The following is a 16,169-nucleotide window of genomic DNA, read 5'->3' on the forward strand; positions in this document are numbered from 1 at the left end:
CGGTTCTCAATGGTCAGCCGTCGGCTGCTTGGCAAGGGGTGAGCTTGCGGACATCGGCGAGCCGCCCGGTAACGGCGGCGGCGGCAGCCATTGCCGGGCTGACGAGATGCGTGCGCGACCCCGGACCCTGCCGCCCGACGAAATTGCGGTTGCTGGTCGAGGCGCAGCGTTCGCCCGGCGGGACCTTGTCGGGGTTCATCGCCAGGCAGGCGGAACATCCCGGTTCGCGCCATTCGAAACCCGCATCGGTGAAAATCTTGTCGAGCCCCTCGGCCTCGGCCTGGCGCTTGACCAGCCCCGATCCCGGGACGGCGATCGCCCAGCGCACGTTGGGTGCCTTTGTGCGGCCTTCGAGCACCTTCGCCGCAGCGCGCAGATCCTCGATCCGGCTGTTGGTACAGCTGCCGATAAAGATGTTCTCGACCGCGATATCCTCGATCGGCGTACCCGGTTCGAGACCCATGTATTCGAGGCTCTTGCGCACTGCCTCGCGCTTCGACGGATCGGCAAAACTGTCGGGCGAGGGGACGGTGCCGCCCACCGGCACGACGTCTTCGGGGCTGGTGCCCCAGCTGACCGTGGGTTCGATCGCGGCAGCGTCGATCACCACGCTCTTGTCGAACTCGGCCCCGTCATCGGTTGTCAGCGTGCGCCACCAGGCGACCGCGCGGTCCCAGGCTTCGCCTTCCGGCGCGTAGGGGCGGCCGCGCAGGTAATCGAACACGGTGTCGTCGGGGGCGATCAGGCCCGCGCGCGCGCCGCCCTCGATGCTCATGTTGCACACCGTCAGGCGGCCCTCGACGCTCATTTCCTCGAACACCGCACCGCGATATTCGATCACATGACCGGTCCCGCCCGCGGTGCCGATGACGCCGATGATATGGAGGATCAGATCCTTGGGCGTGACGCCCGGACCAAGCCGGCCTTCGACGCGAATTTCCATCGCTTTGGAACGGCGCAACTGGAGCGTTTGCGTGGCCAGCACATGCTCGACCTCGCTGGTGCCGATCCCGAAGGCGAGCGCGCCGACGCCGCCATGCGCCGCGGTATGGCTGTCGCCGCACACGATGGTGGCGCCCGGCAGCGAGAAGCCCTGTTCGGGGCCGACCACATGGACGATCCCCTGCGCGGGCGCGGTGGCATCGATATAGTCGATCCCGAAGGACGGGGCATTGCGTTCCAGCGCCGCCAGCTGCGCGGCGCTTTGCGCATCCTCGATCGGAATGCGCGATCCGTCGGCGGCCACACGCGGCGATGTGGGCAGATTGTGATCGGGGACCGCTAGCGTCAGATCGGGGCGGCGCACCGTCCGGCCCGCCAGCCGCAGCGCCTCGAACGCCTGCGGGCTGGTGACCTCATGCACGAGGTGGCGGTCGATATAGATCAGGCAGGTGCCGTCCTCACGCCGTTCGACAACGTGCTGGTCCCAGATCTTCTCATAGAGTGTGCGCGGTTTGCTGGCCATCGCGGCGGAATGTGCGGCAGGAATGGCGATGGCGCAAAATGGCAAAACAAGAGTCTTCCAAACTTAACCTTTTGCTGCTCTATTGACATCAATGTCAGCAAAGCCATTCACCTTTCCGATCAGGGTCCTGCCCGACGATATCGATTTCATGGGGCACGTGAACAACGCGCGCTACCTGAACTGGGTGCAGGATACCGTCCTCGCGCATTGGCAGAAACTTGCCCCGGCCGAGGAGGTGGCGAGCAAGGCGTGGGTCGCGCTCAAGCACGAGATTACCTATCGCCGTCCGGCCTTCCTCCACGACGATGTCATCGCCGAAACGGTGCTCGAAAAGATCGCCGGCGCACGTAGTTTCTACAACACGGTGATTCGCCGCGGCGAAGACGTGCTGGCCGAAGTGCAGAGCATGTGGTGCTGCATCGACGCCAAGAGCCTGCGGCCGGCGCGGATCAGCCGCGAAGTTGCCGAGACTTTCTTCGGCCTGCCGCGCAAGCAGGAACCGCACACGGGCGAGTAAGCCGCGGCGCGGGCTTTGCCTACCGCGGCGGAGCGCCTATATCGGTGCCATGAGTTTCCTCGTCCCCGCGCTGATCGTGTTCGCGACCGTCCTTGCGATGGAATGGGTTGCCTGGGCGAGCCACAAATACATCATGCATGGCTTCGGCTGGGGGTGGCACCGCGACCACCACGAACCGCATGACAATTTGCTCGAAAAGAACGACCTCTACGCCATCGTCGGCGCGGCGATGAGCATTTCGATGTTCGCCGTGGGCAGCGAGTGGGTGATGGGCGAGGGCGCCTGGTGGCCGGGCACCTGGATCGGGCTGGGCATCCTGTTCTACGGCATCATCTACACGCTGGTGCACGATGGGCTGGTTCACCAGCGCTATTTCCGCTGGGTGCCCAAGCGAGGCTACGCCAAGCGGCTGGTTCAGGCGCACAAGCTGCATCATGCCACCATCGGCAAGGAGGGCGGGGTCAGCTTCGGCTTCGTCTTCGCGCGCGATCCGGCCAAGCTGAAAGCGGAACTCAGGCGCCAGCGCGAAGCAGGGATCGCCGTGGTTCGCGAAAGCGCCGGAGCCTGATCCGATAGTCGACGCGTGCGACCTCACCGGCAACTGGGACGGCAGTTACAGCTATCCCGGTGGCGAGGCCGTTACACCTTTCCGCCTACGCATTGCCGAGAGCGGTGGCAGCTTCAGCGGGGAGCTGATCGAGCCGGACCTGTTCCGGCCCATGCAGACCATCGGCGCCATGATCTCGGGCCATCGCAGCGGACGCTCGGTCGATTTCACCAAGATTTATATCGACCCTCCACAAGGGTACGAAAACCCCGTCGATTACGTCGGGCAGATGTCGCGGGACGGCATGACCGTCACCGGCATGTGGAGCCTCGCGGAAATGAACGGGACATTCGAAATGCAGCGCGAGGAACGCGCTACGGAAACGCAAGAGGCCGAGACCGCTGAAACGGTCCCGGCCTCGGGAATGCCATTCTAGCTGGCGAACGGTCTATTTGGCGTAATTTACATACAATCCGTGGATCAGGCCGGGGATATAGCCCAGCAGCGTCAGCACCAGATTGAGCAGCGCGGTCTTGCCGAGCCCGTGCTTGGCGGCGACGCCGAGCGGGGGCAGCAGGATGGTCGCGATAAGAATGAGAATTGCCATGGGGAATGTCCTTTTGTCGTCCCTCCGTCGTTCGGGTCATCAACGGGCCGGGACGCACGCGGTTCCGCCGGCCTATTCGTTGCGCGTGGCGATCCAGCTCCCGCAGATCACCAGCACCGCCACCGAAATCCAGTACCAGGGGTGGCCCAGCGTAAACCAGGTGAACACCGCGCCGGTCGCCATCGCGCCGATCGCCATGGTCTTCGAGCGGCGGCTGATCGCGCGGCGCTCGCGCCAGTCCTTCACATGCGGGCCCCAATGCGGATGATCGAGGATCTTCTGTTCGAGTTCGGGGCTCGACCGGGCGAAGAAATAGACCGCCAGCAGGAGGAAGGGCACAGTCGGCATGATCGGCAGCGCCGCGCCCACGGCGCCAAGCCCGACAGCCAAGAAGCCGAGGCCCTTGTAAATCGGCCGCTTCAATTCAACCGGCCGCGATCCGCGCGGCATGTTCCTTCACCAGCGCAATCATGTTGGGCACGCCCTGCGTACGGTTGCTCGACAGCTGGTTCTTGAGATCGAAGGGATCAAGCGCGGCGGCGACGTCCATCGTGGCGACTTCATCCGCGGGCTTGTCCTGCACTGCAGCAATCACCAGCGCGACAATGCCCTTGGTGATCGCCGCATTGCTGTCGGCGAGGAAATGGAGCTGGTCCGCCTCGCCCGTGGGATAGACCCAGACCTGCGCCGAACAGCCGCGCACCAGCGTGGCATCGGTCTTGAGCGCGGCGGGCATGGCTTCGAGCTCGCGGCCCAGTTCGATCAGCAGGCGATAGCGTTCGTCGCCTTCGAGGAAGGTATATTCTTCGGCAATGTCGGAAAGTGTGCGCATGGCGCGCCCTTAGCGGGCCGGTCGGCAGGCGTCCATCGGCCTCAGCCGGTCAGCCCTCCGGGCCGGGTGAATGCGAAATAGGCGACATAGAACCAGCCGAAAAACCCGTGGATCACTGCCCAGACGATCGACTGGTGCAGGCTCCAGCTGATCGCCACCGCGATGGCCGTGCCGAGGCCGGTTCCGGCGCGCGCGGCGTCGGTCCGTACGACGGTCACAGATCCACCCCGCTGGCGATGGCCTCGAGCTTCTTGATCCGCTCCTTGAGGTCGGCCAGTTCGATCCGCGCCGCGCCGATCGACGATCCCGTCTCGCGCTCTTCGGTGCCGGTGTAGTGCCGTTCAAGCTCTTGGCGCTTGAGAGCCAGCCACCCGTACCAACCCCGCAGCAGGGCTGCCGCGACGATGGTCAGGCCGACCAGCGAAGCGCCGGCGATTATCATTGTCGGTTCGAACATTACCTCATGTCCTCCTTGAACCTTGCCGTCCTCAATCCGCCCGCTGGTCGCGCAGGGCTTCGATTTCGGCGGCAATCCTCTTGGTTTCGCTTGCGTCGAGCGAATTGCCGTCGGTGGCGATCCGCTCGAGCACCTTGATCCTCTCGCGCAGTTCCTCGACCTCGCGCTTCTCCGCAGCGGAAATCCGCTCTTCGGGCTCGGCCTGCCGCGCCTTTTCGGCGCGGCCGATCGCCTTGTAGCGGTCCCGCAAAACCCCGGCGATCGCACTGATGGCCACGATTACGACAACGGCGGTCCAGAAACTCATTGCGCCGTCTCGCGGGGTGCGACGCGGTCTTCCAGTTCATGGAGATCGCGCAGTTCCTCGATCTGCGAGGCCAGCGTATGGTTGCCGTCGGTGGCAATCCGCTCGAGCACGCGGACGCGCTCCTCCATCTTGCTGTAATCGCCGTTCGAGAACCGCAGCTGTTCGGCCTTGGCTTCCTCCGCCCGCGCTTCCAGTTCCAGCTTGCGTTCCTCGTGCTCCTGCACGCGCTGGTTGATGAAATAGGCGAAGGGCAGCACCAGCATCACGATGGCCAGGATGAACCCGAAGATCAGGGCGAGATCGCCGTCCATCAGTTGGCCTCCGTGCCGTCGCGCAGGCGGTCGATCTCATGCGTCAGGTGATAGCCGCTGTCGGTCACAATGCGTTCGACATTGCCAAGCCGGTCTTTGACCGAACCGAGTTCGGCGCGCAGTTCGGCGTTTTCCTGTGTCAGCAGCTTGACCCGTTCGACCGCCTGGTCGTTCTTCGGGTAGACCGACTTGCCCCAGCTGTTTTCAAGCGGGTAGCCGTTCTTGACGCGGATCCAGGTGTTGGCGATCCAGGCCAGCGACATGGCGATCACGCCGCCGATCACGGTGGTTTCGGTGATGAATTCCATTATGCCTTCTCCCCACGCTTGATGTTCAGCGGCACGCCCGCATCGCTTGCAGGTTTGTCGCGCAGCGCCTCGATTTCGTCATGCAGCGAATAGCCGCGCTCGGTGACGATCTTTTCGAGCACCACCATGCGGTCCTGCATGGTGTCGAGCTTGTCGTGCAGCTGGCGGTTCTCGGCCTTGAGCGCCTTGGTTTCCGCAGTGTCGCTGCGTTCGGTCTTGCCGCCCCATTCATCCTCGAGCGAATAACCGTGCTTGGCGCGGATCCAGTTGTTCAGCAGCCAGCCGCCGGTGCTCAGCGCGATGATCGCGAGCACGAATTCAGGTCCTCCCCAGTTCATAGCGCCTGTTCTCCCTGTTTGATGCCCAGCGGCACGCCGCTGCCATGTTCCTCAACGTTGCGCTGGTCGCGCAGCGCTTCGATCTGTGTGGCCACGTCGTAGCCCTTGTCGGTGACGATACGTTCGAGCACGCGGACGCGGTCTTCGAGATCATGCACCTGGCTGGCGTATTGGGCCGCCTTTTCCGCAGTTGCCTGCGCGGTGGTCTGGACGTTCATTTCGGCCAGCTTCTGCTGATGCTTGGTCCAGATCGCGACGATCGGGATCATCAGCGCGATGATCGGGATGAATACTCCGATGTTTTCCATGTGATTTCTCCCCCTCTCGCTCGCTCAGCGCAGCTGTTCGATTTCGGCGGTCAGGCGCGGATTGTTGCTGACATAGAAGGTCTCCACATCGGCCAAGCGGCGATCGACGTCCTTCATTCGCGCGCGGATTTCGCGGGCGGTGCGCTTCGGGTTCTGCCGCACGCGCTGCCAATAGGTCTGCTCTTCGCGATCGACATAGAGGTGCGCGGGCTTCTTGTTCAGCAGCAGGCCGGCGATGAAGTAGAACGGGATGGTCGAGCCGCCGGACATGAAGGTCAGGCCGAGAAAGCCGAGCCGGACCCAGAAGACGTTGACGCCGGTGTAATCCGCGATGCCCGAGCAGACACCCATCAGTTTCGCGTTCTGCTTGTCACGGTAAAGCGTGGTGCGGGGGCTGTTCACAGCTTGGCTCCTTTTTTCTCGGCAATCAGCTGCTCGAGTTCGCGCAGCTGCTGGTTGTCCTGCTCGCTGTCGTGGACGATGCGGCCGGGACGGAATTCGGGGTTGTCGCTGGCGACCAGGCGTTCGACCGTGTCCATCCGGTCATCAAGCCGCTTGGCGAGGTTGTAGAGTTCCTCGAGCAGCGCTTCGTCGTCGCCGGTGATCGTCGCGGAGGTCTTCCACTTGGTGATGTAGTGGAGGATGATCCACGGAAGCCCGATGAAGATCGCGGGAATGATGATAATCTCTTCCATGGGTCTCAGTCCTCCTTGCCGGCGCTGCCCTTGCCGAGCGCCTTCTTCATCTGTTCGAGTTCGTCGTCGATCGCATCGGCGCCTTCGAGCGCGGCGATCTCGTCCGACAGGCTCGGCTTGTCGGAATTGTCGGCAATGCTCAGCGCATCGGCGCGGCCTTCGGCATAATCGACCCGGCGTTCGAGCTGGTCAAACCGCGTCAGCGCATCGTCGACGCGTTCATTGGTCATCAGGCTGCGCAGCTTGACGCGGTTTTCCGCGCTTTCGAGCCGGGCGGCAATCGCGGTCTGGCGGCTGCGAGCTTCGCGCAGGCGGTTCTGCAGCTTCTGGATGTCCTGCTCGTAGGCGCGCAAGGCGTCGTCGAGCACGGCGATTTCCTGCTTGAGCTGTTCGCTCATGTCGGCCGCCTTCTTCTTCTCGACGAGCGCGGCGCGGGCGAGGTCCTCGCGGTCCTTCGAGATGGCGAGCTGCGCCTTCTCGTTCCAGTCGGCCTGGAGCTTGTCGAGCTTGACCGTGTGGCGGTGCATTTCCTTCTGGTCGGCAATGGTGCGCGCGGCGCTCGCGCGGACCTCGACCAGCGTTTCCTCCATCTCGAGGATGATCATGCGGATCATCTTCTGGGGGTCGTCCGCCTTGTCCAGCATATCGTTGAAATTGGCGGCGATGATATCGCGAGTTCGGCTAAAAATGCCCATCAATGGTGCTCCACTGGAGAAAAAGTCCGATGCCTTGGGCCGTCCGCTGTCGCGGGTGGGAGTCGGCGACCGGCGGAGCCGTTCTACCTCTTCCTCGATACGCGACAAGCGCGGCTGGCGATCGGGGCGGGCCGGAGAGTCGCCGGCATTGCTGCCGCGGGGACTGTCGGGGGACCGACTCTCCGGCCCTAGGGGATCATGATCGGGAGGCAGGGTCATGCGATCTCGACCTGTTCGTAAGCGGCCAGCACCGGCGTGGGCGCCGTCACCGCGATCTGCGAGCTCAGCAGGACGAAAGTGGCCATCGCTGCCATGCTGGCGAGGGCGGCCTGTCCAAGCTGGCTGCGGAAGAAACTGCGGTTGTACATTTGGGTAACTCCCCTGGGCCGGTTGGCCGATTGCTGTTGTCCCGTATTCAGCAAGCGCTGTGCCAAACCGGAAAAACTGGAGAAATGCGTCGTTTTCGAGCGTTGTGCCAAATGATGTGTTGGTTTCTGTTGCCAAGCTTTGGGGATTTTCCCTATATCTTGGTCATGGAGCGGGAAAATCAGTTTATCGGCCAGTCGGGGGCCTTCCTCGACGCGGTCGAACGGGCCAGTCGCGCGGCGCCGATGCGGCGCCCGGTACTGGTCATCGGCGAGCGCGGAACCGGCAAGGAATTGATCGCCGAGCGCCTTCATCGCCTTTCCACCCGCTGGGACGAACCGCTGGTCGTCATGAACTGTGCCGCGCTGCCCGAAACGCTGATCGAGGCCGAATTGTTCGGTCATGAAGCAGGCGCTTTCACCGGCGCTACCAGAGTGCGCGCGGGCAGGTTCGAGGAAGCCGACAAGGGCACGCTATTTCTCGACGAACTGGGTACTTTGTCGATGGGCGCGCAGGAACGGCTGCTGCGCGCGGTCGAATATGGCGAGGTTACGCGGATCGGCTCCAGTCGCCCGACACGCGTCGATGTGCGCATCGTCGCCGCGACCAATGAAGATCTGCCGGCCAAGGCGGAACGCGGCGAATTTCGCGCCGATCTGCTCGACCGGCTGACCTTCGAGGTCATCACGCTGCCGCCGCTGCGCGTGCGCGAGGGCGATATCGAAGTGCTGGCAGACTATTTCGGCCGCCGGATGGCCGCCGAACTCGGCTGGGAAGGCTGGCCGGGCTTTGCGCCGCATGTCGCCGAGCAGCTGGAGAAATACGACTGGCCGGGCAATGTCCGCGAATTGCGCAATGTCGTCGAGCGCGCGATCTATCGCTGGGACGATTGGGACGCGCCGATCGGCCATGCGGTGTTCGACCCCTTCGACAGTCCGTGGAAGCCGGTGGCCCCGCCGCCGCGCGCGGACCAGGCGGCTGCGCCCCCGGCCGCGCCCGCCTCCTCGGCGCCAGATTTCGACAGCATCGACGACCTGCGCGCGGCAGTCGATGCCCACGAACGCACCATTGTCGAGCATGCGCTAGGCAAGCATCGCTGGAACCAGCGCCAGACCGCCAAGGCGCTGGGCCTGACCTATGACCAGCTGCGGCATTGCATCAAGAAGCACGCGCTCGCCGACGATAGCTGAACCGGCACGTCTTCGCGCTTGCTTTTCAACCGACTCCCGCTTATCTGGCTGCTCATCCCGACATTGTCGCGACACTGGAGGGGCTGGCGCCGCAAGGGGCCGGCACGAAACCCCATTGTCGCATGGGGCGCATAAGTGGAGAACGAATGGCCGATTTGGAACGCTTGACCGAAGTGATCGAACCCGAGGCACAGGCCCTTGGTTTCGAGCTCGTGCGCGTCAAGATGGTGTCCTCGGAAGCCGGTGACGGCGGCGAGGCGCTGCAGATCATGGCCGAAGATCCCGCCACCGGACAGTTGGTGATCGAACAATGCGCCGCGTTGTCGCGCCGGGTATCCGAGCGCATGGACGCGCTCGAGGAACAGGGCGAAGTGCTGGTGACCGGCGCCTATCACCTCGAAGTGTCCAGCCCCGGCATCGACCGCCCGCTGACCCGCGCGAAGGATTTCGCCAATTGGGCCGGGCATGAAGTGAAGATTTCCATGGCCAAGGGCTATGACGGCCAGCGCAATCTGCGCGGCGAATTGAAAGGTATCGAAGGCGACACGGTTGCCGTCGAAGACCGCAAGGCGGGCGAGGTGTTCCTTCCCCGCGACCAGATACACTCGGCCAAACTCGTCCTTACCGACGAATTGATTGCCGCCACCCAGCCGCTCGACACGAGCGGTGCCGATGACATCGAAGAAGAAAAGGCAGACGACTGATGGCCAGTGCCATTTCCGCCAACAAGGCTGAACTCCTCGCGATTGCAACCTCGGTCGCCTCCGAAAAGATGATCGACAAGGCGATCGTCATCGAGGCGATGGAAGAAGCGATCCAGAAATCTGCCCGCAACCGTTATGGTGCGGAAAACGATATTCGCGCCAAGCTCGATCCGCTGACCGGCGATCTGCGCCTGTGGCGCGTCGTCGAGGTCGTCGAGGAGGTCGAGGACTACTTCAAGCAGATCGATCTCAAGGCCGCCGAAAAGCTGCAGGACGACGCCAAGGTCGGCGACTTCATCGTCGACCCGCTGCCGCCGGTCGACCTGGGACGCATCGACGCGCAGAGCGCCAAGCAGGTGATCTTCCAGAAGGTCCGCGATGCCGAGCGCGAGCGCCAGTTCGAAGAATTCAAGGACCGCGCGGGTGAAGTCATCACCGGCGTGATCAAATCGGTCGAGTTCGGCCATGTGATCGTCAACCTCGGCCGCGCCGAGGGCGTGATCCGCCGCGACCAGCAGATCCCGCGCGAAGCCGCACGTGTCGGCGAACGCGTCCGCGCGCTGATCACCAAGGTGGAACGCAATAACCGCGGCCCGCAGATCTTCCTCAGCCGCGCGCATCCCGACTTCATGAAGAAGCTGTTCGCGCAGGAAGTGCCCGAAATCTACGATGGCATCATCGAGATCAAGGCCGCCGCCCGCGACCCGGGTAGCCGTGCCAAGATCGGCGTGATCAGCCACGACAGCAGCATCGACCCGGTTGGCGCCTGCGTCGGCATGAAGGGCAGCCGCGTCCAGGCAGTCGTACAGGAACTGCAGGGCGAAAAGATCGACATCATTCCGTGGAGCGATGACGGCGCCACCTTCATCGTCAACGCGCTCCAGCCCGCCACCGTCGCCCGCGTCGTGCTCGACGAGGAAGAAGGCCGCATCGAAGTCGTCGTTCCCGACGACCAGCTGTCGCTCGCCATCGGTCGCCGCGGCCAGAACGTGCGTCTCGCCAGCCAGCTGACGGGCAACCAGATCGACATCATGACCGAGGAAGAAGCCTCGGAGAAGCGCCAGAAGGAATTCGCCGAGCGCTCGAAGATGTTCGAGGAAGAACTCGACGTCGACGAAACGCTGTCGCAGCTGCTGGTTGCCGAAGGCTTCGCCGAACTCGAGGAAGTCGCCTATGTCGAGCTCGAGGAGCTGGCCGCGATCGAAGGCTTCGACGACGACCTCGCCGAGGAACTCCAGAACCGCGCCAAGGAAGCGATCGACCGCCAGGAAGCCGCGCATCGCGAGGCACGCCGCGAACTGGGCGTCGAGGACGACCTGGCCGAACTGCCGCATATGAGCGAAGCCATGCTGGTCACGCTGGGCAAGGCGGGCATCAAGACGCTCGACGATCTGGCCGACCTTGCGACCGACGAGCTCATCGCGCGCAAGCGCGAAGCACCGCGTCGCCGCAACAATGCTCCTGCCGATGGCCCGCCGATGCGGCGCCCCTCGGTGCGCGAGCAGGACAAGGGCGGCGTGCTGGGCGACTATGGCCTGAGCGAAGAGCAGGGCAACGAGATCATCATGGCGGCCCGCGCGCATTGGTTCGAAGACGAGGAAGCTCCGGCACCCGCCGAGACGTCCGACACGCAGGAGGCCGCCGATGCGGACTCCACACAATGAGAGCCTGAGTTCCGACATCGCTGACACGCCCAAGGCACGGAAAGCTTCCGAGCCCGAACGGCGCTGCATCCTGTCGGGCGAGACGGCCCCGCGCGAAACGCTCGTGCGGCTGGTCGCCTCCCCTGCAGGGCTGGTCCTGCCCGATGCGCAGGAAAAGGCCCCCGGGCGCGGTGCCTGGATCGGGGTGTCGCGTGACGAGTTTGCCGCCGCGCTTGCGGCAGGCAAGCTTAAGGGCGCCCTGGCACGCGCCTTCAAGACCGGCGATCTCGAAGTGTCCGGGAATTTGCCCGAAATGGTCGAAAATGCGCTGACCCGCGTATTGCTCGACCGGTTGGGCCTCGAAATGCGCGTGGGAAGTCTTATCTTGGGCACCCAGCGCATCGCCGAACAGGCACGCGGCGGGGCGGTAGCCCTGCTCCTGCATGCCCGCGATGCCAGCGAAGACGGGCGCAAGAAGCTCGACCAGGCATGGCGTGTCGGGCGCGATGCGGAAGGTTCGGGCGAACGCGGTCTCGAACTGCCTCTGGACCGGAACGCTTTGTCTGTGGCATTGGGCCGCGACAATGTCGTCCATCTGGCGCTGGCCGATGAAGCTGCGGCTGCACGGGTGATGAAACCCCTGACGCGCCTCATGCACTATTTGGGGCATGATCTGCCCGCCGCAGATGGGCGCGCCACGCCGCGCGCCGATGACGAATTGAACGAGATAAAGAAGAGAAACGAGCAAGAATGAGCGACGACGAAAAGAAACCAGCCCGCAAGCCGCTGACCCTGAAGGGTGCGCAGCCGGGCGAGGTCAAGCAGACCTTCAGCCACGGCCGCACCAACAAGGTCGCGGTCGAGGTGAAGCGCCGCCGTAAGCTCGTGAAGCCCGGCGAAACCCCGCCGCCCGCAGAGCCGGCACCCGCGCCGCCGCCGCCCGCGCCCGAGCCGACCCCGGCTCCGGCTCCGGTTGCCGAAAAGGCTGCGCCGAAGAAAAAGGCCGCGCCCGCTGACGAAACGCCGCAGGAACGCGTCGCGCGGCTCCAGCGCGAGGCCGAGGAAGATCGCCTGCGGCAGGCCGAGGATGCGCGCAAGCGCGAGGAACAGCAGGCCCGCCAGGCTGCCGAAGACCAGAAGAAGCGCGCCGAAGACAAGCGCAAGGCCGAGGAAGAGGCGGCCCAGCAAGCGGCCACTGCGGACAAGACCGCTGCCGAAGCACCTGCGGAAGTGGCTGAAGAAGCGCCCGCCGAGGAAGCACCTGCCGCCAAGGATGCGGGCAGCACGCCTTCGCCTGCGCCGCGCCGGTTCACCCCGGTTGCGCGCCCCGAGCCCAAGAAGCCCGAGCGCAAGAAGAAGGAAGAAAAGCCTGCACGCGGTGCCGAGCCGGTCGACAAGCGCCGTTCGGGCAAGCTGACCGTCAACAAGGCCCTCAACGAGGACGAAGGTCGCCGTGCCCGTTCGCTCGCCGCGCTCAAGCGTGCGCGCGAGAAGGAACGCCGCATGCAGGGCGGCCCGTCGAAGCCGCGCGAAAAGCAGGTCCGCGATGTCATCGTCCCCGAGGCGATCACGGTTGGCGAACTGGCCAAGCGCATGGGCGAAAAGGGTGCCGACCTCGTCAAGGAACTCTTCAATCTCGACATGATGGTCACCGTCAACCAGACGATCGACCAAGACACTGCGGAATTGCTGGTCGACCAGTTCGGCCACAATATCGAGAAGGTTTCCGAAGCCGATGTCGACATCGCCAAGGAAGCCGATGTCGATCCGCCCGAAACGCTCAAGCCGCGTCCGGCAGTGGTTACGATCATGGGCCATGTCGACCACGGCAAGACCAGCCTGCTCGATGCCCTGCGCGGGGCGAATGTCGTCAAGGGCGAAGCCGGCGGCATCACGCAGCATATCGGCAGCTACCAGGTGCAGACGAAGGGCGGCGATGCCATCACCTTCCTCGATACGCCGGGTCACGCCGCCTTTACCGAGATGCGCCAGCGCGGTGCCAATGTCACCGATATCGTGGTGTTGGTCGTAGCCGCCGATGATGGCATCATGCCGCAGACGATCGAGGCCATCAATCACACCAAGGCCGCGGGCGTCCCGATGATCGTTGCGATCAACAAGATGGACAAGCCCGAAGCCAATCCGGACAACATCCGTACGCGCTTGCTCGAACATGAAGTGATCGTCGAGAAGATGTCGGGCGAGGTGCAGGACGTGGAAATCTCCGCCAAGGAGAAGACCGGTCTCGACAAGCTGCTCGATGCGATCAGCCTGCAGGCCGAATTGCTGGAACTGAAGGCCAATCCCGATCGCATGGCCGAAGCAACGGTCATCGAAGCGCAGCTCGACAAGGGCCGCGGGCCGGTGGCCACCGTGCTCGTCACTCGCGGTACGCTGGAGCGTGGCAACACCTTCGTGGTCGGGACGCAAAGCGGCCGCGTCCGCGCGATCGTCAACGACCAGGGCAAGCAGATCAAGAAGGCCGGCCCCTCGATGCCGGTCGAGGTCCTCGGGCTGGGCGGCGTGCCGTCTGCCGGTGACGTGCTGAGCGTGGTCGAAAACGAACAGCGCGCCCGCGAAGTGGCCGAATACCGCCAGGAAAAGGCGACCGAGAAGCGCACCGCGCTGGCGCCGACCAGCTTCGATACGATGTTCAACAACCTCGCTTCGGATGTGGTCGAATTCCCCGTGCTGGTGAAAGCCGATGTACAGGGGTCGGTGGAAGCCATCACCACCGCGCTGCACAATCTGTCGAACGATCTCATCAAGGTCCGTGTGCTGCATGCCGGCGTGGGTGCGATCACCGAAAGCGATGTTCAGCTGGCGGCCGCCTCGAAGGCGCCGATCATCGGCTTCAACGTGCGTCCGAACGCCAAGGCGCGCGAACTGGTCAAGCGCGATGGCGTCGAGATGAAGTATTACGACGTCATCTACCACCTGACCGACGAGATCGCGAAGGAAATGGCGGGCGAGCTGGGTCCGGAACGGATCGAACACGTCGTCGGCCGTGCCGCGGTCAAGGAAGTGTTCCGGTCGGGCAAGAAGGACAAGGCGGCTGGTCTGCTGGTCGAGGAAGGCGTCATCCGCAAGGGGCTGCACGCACGCCTCACGCGCGACGATGTCATCGTTTCGGCGACGACTATCGCTTCGCTGCGGCGCTTCAAGGACGATGTGGACGAAGTCCGCACCGGGCTCGAATGCGGCGTGGTGTTGGCCGACACGAACGACATCAAGGCGGGCGACCAGCTTGAAGTCTTCGAGGTCGAGGAGCGCGAACGGACGCTGTGACGGACCAATCGGAGGAAGGCGAACCCGAGGATTTCAAGGCATTCGACAAATTGAGCGGATGCGGCTTTTATGGTCTCGTGGGATGCCTGCCTCTGATTGCCGCAGTCATTCTCGCGCCTATCCTGCTTTTGACGAGCCGATGATATGAGTGATCGCACCACCCACGCGCTCGGCGCGGCGCATGCCGATCTGATGGGCGTGCAGTTCGACAGCTTCGACAAGGAGCGCGAGGAGATCACCTTGCGCTTCCACGCCCCCGATGCCTTCATTACCCCGCGCGGCAGCGTGCAGGGCGGGCTCGTCGCAGGGTTCCTCGACGAGGTGATGGGCTGGGCGCATGTCTGGGCCACCGACCACGCCGAAGCGCCGCTCAATCTCGACATTTCGATGAGCCTGCTCAAGCCGGTCCTGGCGGGGCCGTTGATCGGCAAGGGCCGCGTGATCCGCCGCGGGCGCAAGGTCATCTTCCTCGAAGGCGAACTGTTCGACGAGGCGGGCAAGCTGCTCGCCCGCGCAACCAGCACCGCCATCCCCACACCGCGCCCGGGCGGGGCCGCTTGATGGTCCGTACAATCGCACTTCAAAGACTTACCGAAAGACTTGCCTGATGGCCCGCAACGACACCACTCCCGAACAGCAATCGGTCCGCGTCCTCAAGGTGGGCGAACGCGTCCGCCATATCCTGTCCGAACTGCTCGCGCGCGGCGAGGCGCATGATGACGTGCTTTCCGCCAGCAACATCGCCGTCACCGAAGTGCGGATGACGCCCGACCTGCGCAATGCGAAAGCCTATGTGAAGCCGCTGTTGGGCGAGGACGAGGGGCAGGTGCTCAAGGCGCTGCGAACCAATACCGCCTTCTTCCAGAAGGAAGTGGCCCAGCGGCTCGGCCTGAAATTCGCGCCCAAGCTCAACTTCCAGCCCGACGAGAGCTTCGACGAAGCCGACCGCATCGAACAATTGCTGAGCGATCCCAAGGTGGTGCGCGACCTCGACGACGAGGACTGAGTGGCCAAGCTCTATTTCTATTATGCGAGCATGAATGCGGGGAAGAGCTCGACCCTGCTGCAGACCGCGTTCAATTATGGCGAGCGCGGCATGCGCGTGTCGCTGTGGACCGCCGCGCTCGACAATCGCCCGGGGTTCGGCGCCATTTCCAGCCGCATCGGGCTGGCCAGCGATGCGCATCGCTACGAAACCGACACCGATATCGAAACGCGCGTCATGGCCGACCATGCCGCCGACCCGATCGCCTGCGTACTGGTGGACGAAGCGCAATTCCTCACCCGCGACCAGGTCTGGCAATTGGCGCGGCTGGCCGACGATGCGGGCATCCCGGTGCTCTGCTATGGCCTGCGCACCGATTTCCAGGGCGAATTGTTCACCGGCTCCGCCTCGCTGCTCGGCATTGCCGATGCGCTGGTCGAGCTGAAAGCGGTCTGCGATTGCGGCCGCAAGGCGACGATGAACCTGCGTGTCGATGCGCAGGGCAAGGCGGTGCGCGAAGGCGCGCAGACCGAGATCGGCGGGAACGACCGCTATGTCGCCATGTGCCGGCGGCATTTTTGCGAAGCGCTGGCGGGTTGACCCGGC

At 64.1% G+C, this 16,169-nt stretch carries 26 protein-coding genes; 11 read left to right on the top strand and 15 right to left on the bottom strand.

The features are described from left to right. Positions 1 to 13: 13 nt before the first annotated feature. Positions 14 to 1,465, bottom strand: coding sequence for a 3-isopropylmalate dehydratase large subunit (gene leuC, locus V6B15_RS02675; RefSeq protein ID WP_334199924.1), 1,452 nt, complete (start codon positions 1,463 to 1,465; stop codon positions 14 to 16). Between the two features lie 91 nt (positions 1,466 to 1,556). On the opposite strand from leuC, the gene V6B15_RS02680 reads away from it, so the two are divergent. The 3 genes from V6B15_RS02680 (at position 1,557) to V6B15_RS02690 (ending at position 2,965) form a co-directional block, all read left to right on the top strand. Next, entirely contained in the window at positions 1,557 to 1,982 is a 426-nt protein-coding gene (locus tag V6B15_RS02680; RefSeq protein ID WP_334199925.1) for an acyl-CoA thioesterase, read from the top strand. Positions 1,983 to 2,031: 49 nt separating this feature from the next. Then, on the top strand, positions 2,032 to 2,550 hold the full coding sequence (locus V6B15_RS02685; protein ID WP_334199926.1) for a sterol desaturase family protein: 519 nt from the start codon (positions 2,032 to 2,034) through the stop codon (positions 2,548 to 2,550). Between the two features lie 151 nt (positions 2,551 to 2,701). Continuing rightward, positions 2,702 to 2,965 carry a hypothetical protein gene (locus tag V6B15_RS02690; protein WP_334199927.1) on the top strand — a complete coding sequence of 88 codons (264 nt, stop codon included), beginning with the start codon at positions 2,702 to 2,704 and terminating at the stop codon, positions 2,963 to 2,965. Positions 2,966 to 2,977: 12 nt separating this feature from the next. Here the strand turns inward: V6B15_RS02690 and V6B15_RS02695 are convergent, their stop codons facing one another. The 14 genes from V6B15_RS02695 to V6B15_RS02760 form a co-directional block, all read right to left on the bottom strand. Further along, positions 2,978 to 3,136 (bottom strand): YqaE/Pmp3 family membrane protein, encoded by a 159-nt coding sequence (locus tag V6B15_RS02695; RefSeq protein WP_253522755.1) that lies wholly within the window; start codon positions 3,134 to 3,136, stop codon positions 2,978 to 2,980. 72 nt (positions 3,137 to 3,208) lie between these two features. Continuing rightward, positions 3,209 to 3,559, bottom strand: a complete 351-nt coding sequence (locus tag V6B15_RS02700) for a YbaN family protein (protein ID WP_442968995.1) — start codon at positions 3,557 to 3,559, stop codon at positions 3,209 to 3,211. A 1-nt stretch (position 3,560) separates the two neighbouring features. Further along, on the bottom strand, positions 3,561 to 3,968 hold the full coding sequence (locus V6B15_RS02705; protein ID WP_334199928.1) for a SufE family protein: 408 nt from the start codon (positions 3,966 to 3,968) through the stop codon (positions 3,561 to 3,563). 41 nt (positions 3,969 to 4,009) lie between these two features. Beyond that, positions 4,010 to 4,186 (bottom strand): hypothetical protein, encoded by a 177-nt coding sequence (locus V6B15_RS02710; RefSeq protein WP_334199929.1) that lies wholly within the window; start codon positions 4,184 to 4,186, stop codon positions 4,010 to 4,012. After that, positions 4,183 to 4,425 carry a hypothetical protein gene (locus tag V6B15_RS02715; protein ID WP_253522767.1) on the bottom strand — a complete coding sequence of 81 codons (243 nt, stop codon included), beginning with the start codon at positions 4,423 to 4,425 and terminating at the stop codon, positions 4,183 to 4,185. The genes V6B15_RS02710 and V6B15_RS02715 overlap by 4 nt, the downstream gene beginning before the upstream one ends. 31 nt (positions 4,426 to 4,456) lie before the next feature. Beyond that, positions 4,457 to 4,732: a hypothetical protein gene (locus tag V6B15_RS02720; protein WP_253522770.1), complete on the bottom strand. Its 276-nt coding sequence runs from the start codon at positions 4,730 to 4,732 to the stop codon at positions 4,457 to 4,459. Continuing rightward, on the bottom strand, positions 4,729 to 5,043 hold the full coding sequence (locus tag V6B15_RS02725; RefSeq protein WP_334199930.1) for a hypothetical protein: 315 nt from the start codon (positions 5,041 to 5,043) through the stop codon (positions 4,729 to 4,731). Before V6B15_RS02725 ends, V6B15_RS02720 begins: the two co-directional genes overlap by 4 nt. Next, positions 5,043 to 5,351, bottom strand: coding sequence for a hypothetical protein (locus V6B15_RS02730; protein ID WP_334199931.1), 309 nt, complete (start codon positions 5,349 to 5,351; stop codon positions 5,043 to 5,045). Before V6B15_RS02730 ends, V6B15_RS02725 begins: the two co-directional genes overlap by 1 nt. After that, complete coding sequence (locus V6B15_RS02735; RefSeq protein ID WP_334199932.1) at positions 5,351 to 5,689, bottom strand: hypothetical protein; 339 nt, start codon at positions 5,687 to 5,689, stop codon at positions 5,351 to 5,353. Before V6B15_RS02735 ends, V6B15_RS02730 begins: the two co-directional genes overlap by 1 nt. After that, positions 5,686 to 5,997 (bottom strand): hypothetical protein, encoded by a 312-nt coding sequence (locus V6B15_RS02740; protein ID WP_253522781.1) that lies wholly within the window; start codon positions 5,995 to 5,997, stop codon positions 5,686 to 5,688. The genes V6B15_RS02735 and V6B15_RS02740 overlap by 4 nt, the downstream gene beginning before the upstream one ends. A gap of 24 nt (positions 5,998 to 6,021) precedes the next feature. Continuing rightward, positions 6,022 to 6,399: an envelope stress response membrane protein PspC gene (gene pspC, locus V6B15_RS02745; RefSeq protein ID WP_253522784.1), complete on the bottom strand. Its 378-nt coding sequence runs from the start codon at positions 6,397 to 6,399 to the stop codon at positions 6,022 to 6,024. Beyond that, positions 6,396 to 6,692: an envelope stress response membrane protein PspB gene (pspB, locus tag V6B15_RS02750; RefSeq protein WP_253522787.1), complete on the bottom strand. Its 297-nt coding sequence runs from the start codon at positions 6,690 to 6,692 to the stop codon at positions 6,396 to 6,398. The genes pspC and pspB overlap by 4 nt, the downstream gene beginning before the upstream one ends. 5 nt (positions 6,693 to 6,697) lie before the next feature. Then, positions 6,698 to 7,495 carry a phage shock protein PspA gene (pspA, locus tag V6B15_RS02755; RefSeq protein WP_420493529.1) on the bottom strand — a complete coding sequence of 266 codons (798 nt, stop codon included), beginning with the start codon at positions 7,493 to 7,495 and terminating at the stop codon, positions 6,698 to 6,700. 107 nt (positions 7,496 to 7,602) lie between these two features. Beyond that, complete coding sequence (locus V6B15_RS02760; RefSeq protein WP_253522793.1) at positions 7,603 to 7,755, bottom strand: hypothetical protein; 153 nt, start codon at positions 7,753 to 7,755, stop codon at positions 7,603 to 7,605. Positions 7,756 to 7,920: 165 nt separating this feature from the next. Between V6B15_RS02760 and pspF the strand changes: the two genes are divergently transcribed. The 8 genes from pspF to V6B15_RS02800 all read left to right on the top strand — a co-directional run bounded on the left by pspF (position 7,921) and on the right by V6B15_RS02800 (position 16,163). Continuing rightward, positions 7,921 to 8,943 (top strand): phage shock protein operon transcriptional activator, encoded by a 1,023-nt coding sequence (gene pspF / locus V6B15_RS02765; RefSeq protein ID WP_334199933.1) that lies wholly within the window; start codon positions 7,921 to 7,923, stop codon positions 8,941 to 8,943. A 146-nt stretch (positions 8,944 to 9,089) separates the two neighbouring features. Further along, positions 9,090 to 9,647 (top strand): ribosome maturation protein RimP, encoded by a 558-nt coding sequence (gene rimP, locus V6B15_RS02770; protein WP_320181901.1) that lies wholly within the window; start codon positions 9,090 to 9,092, stop codon positions 9,645 to 9,647. Continuing rightward, on the top strand, positions 9,647 to 11,311 hold the full coding sequence (gene nusA / locus V6B15_RS02775) for a transcription termination factor NusA (RefSeq protein WP_334199934.1): 1,665 nt from the start codon (positions 9,647 to 9,649) through the stop codon (positions 11,309 to 11,311). The genes rimP and nusA overlap by 1 nt, the downstream gene beginning before the upstream one ends. After that, a complete protein-coding gene (locus tag V6B15_RS02780) occupies positions 11,292 to 12,044 on the top strand; it encodes a DUF448 domain-containing protein (protein ID WP_334199935.1) in 753 nt (250 codons plus the stop codon). The genes nusA and V6B15_RS02780 overlap by 20 nt, the downstream gene beginning before the upstream one ends. Continuing rightward, positions 12,041 to 14,578: a translation initiation factor IF-2 gene (gene infB, locus V6B15_RS02785; RefSeq protein ID WP_334199936.1), complete on the top strand. Its 2,538-nt coding sequence runs from the start codon at positions 12,041 to 12,043 to the stop codon at positions 14,576 to 14,578. The genes V6B15_RS02780 and infB overlap by 4 nt, the downstream gene beginning before the upstream one ends. Positions 14,579 to 14,722: 144 nt before the next feature. Further along, a complete protein-coding gene (locus tag V6B15_RS02790) occupies positions 14,723 to 15,139 on the top strand; it encodes a PaaI family thioesterase (RefSeq protein ID WP_334199937.1) in 417 nt (138 codons plus the stop codon). A gap of 46 nt (positions 15,140 to 15,185) precedes the next feature. Then, a complete protein-coding gene (gene rbfA, locus V6B15_RS02795; protein WP_320181905.1) occupies positions 15,186 to 15,584 on the top strand; it encodes a 30S ribosome-binding factor RbfA in 399 nt (132 codons plus the stop codon). After that, entirely contained in the window at positions 15,585 to 16,163 is a 579-nt protein-coding gene (locus tag V6B15_RS02800) for a thymidine kinase (RefSeq protein WP_334199938.1), read from the top strand. Positions 16,164 to 16,169 lie beyond the last annotated feature (6 nt).

The organism is Qipengyuania sp. Mu-71, assembly GCF_036867055.1.
Classification (GTDB): domain Bacteria; phylum Pseudomonadota; class Alphaproteobacteria; order Sphingomonadales; family Sphingomonadaceae; genus Qipengyuania; species Qipengyuania profunda.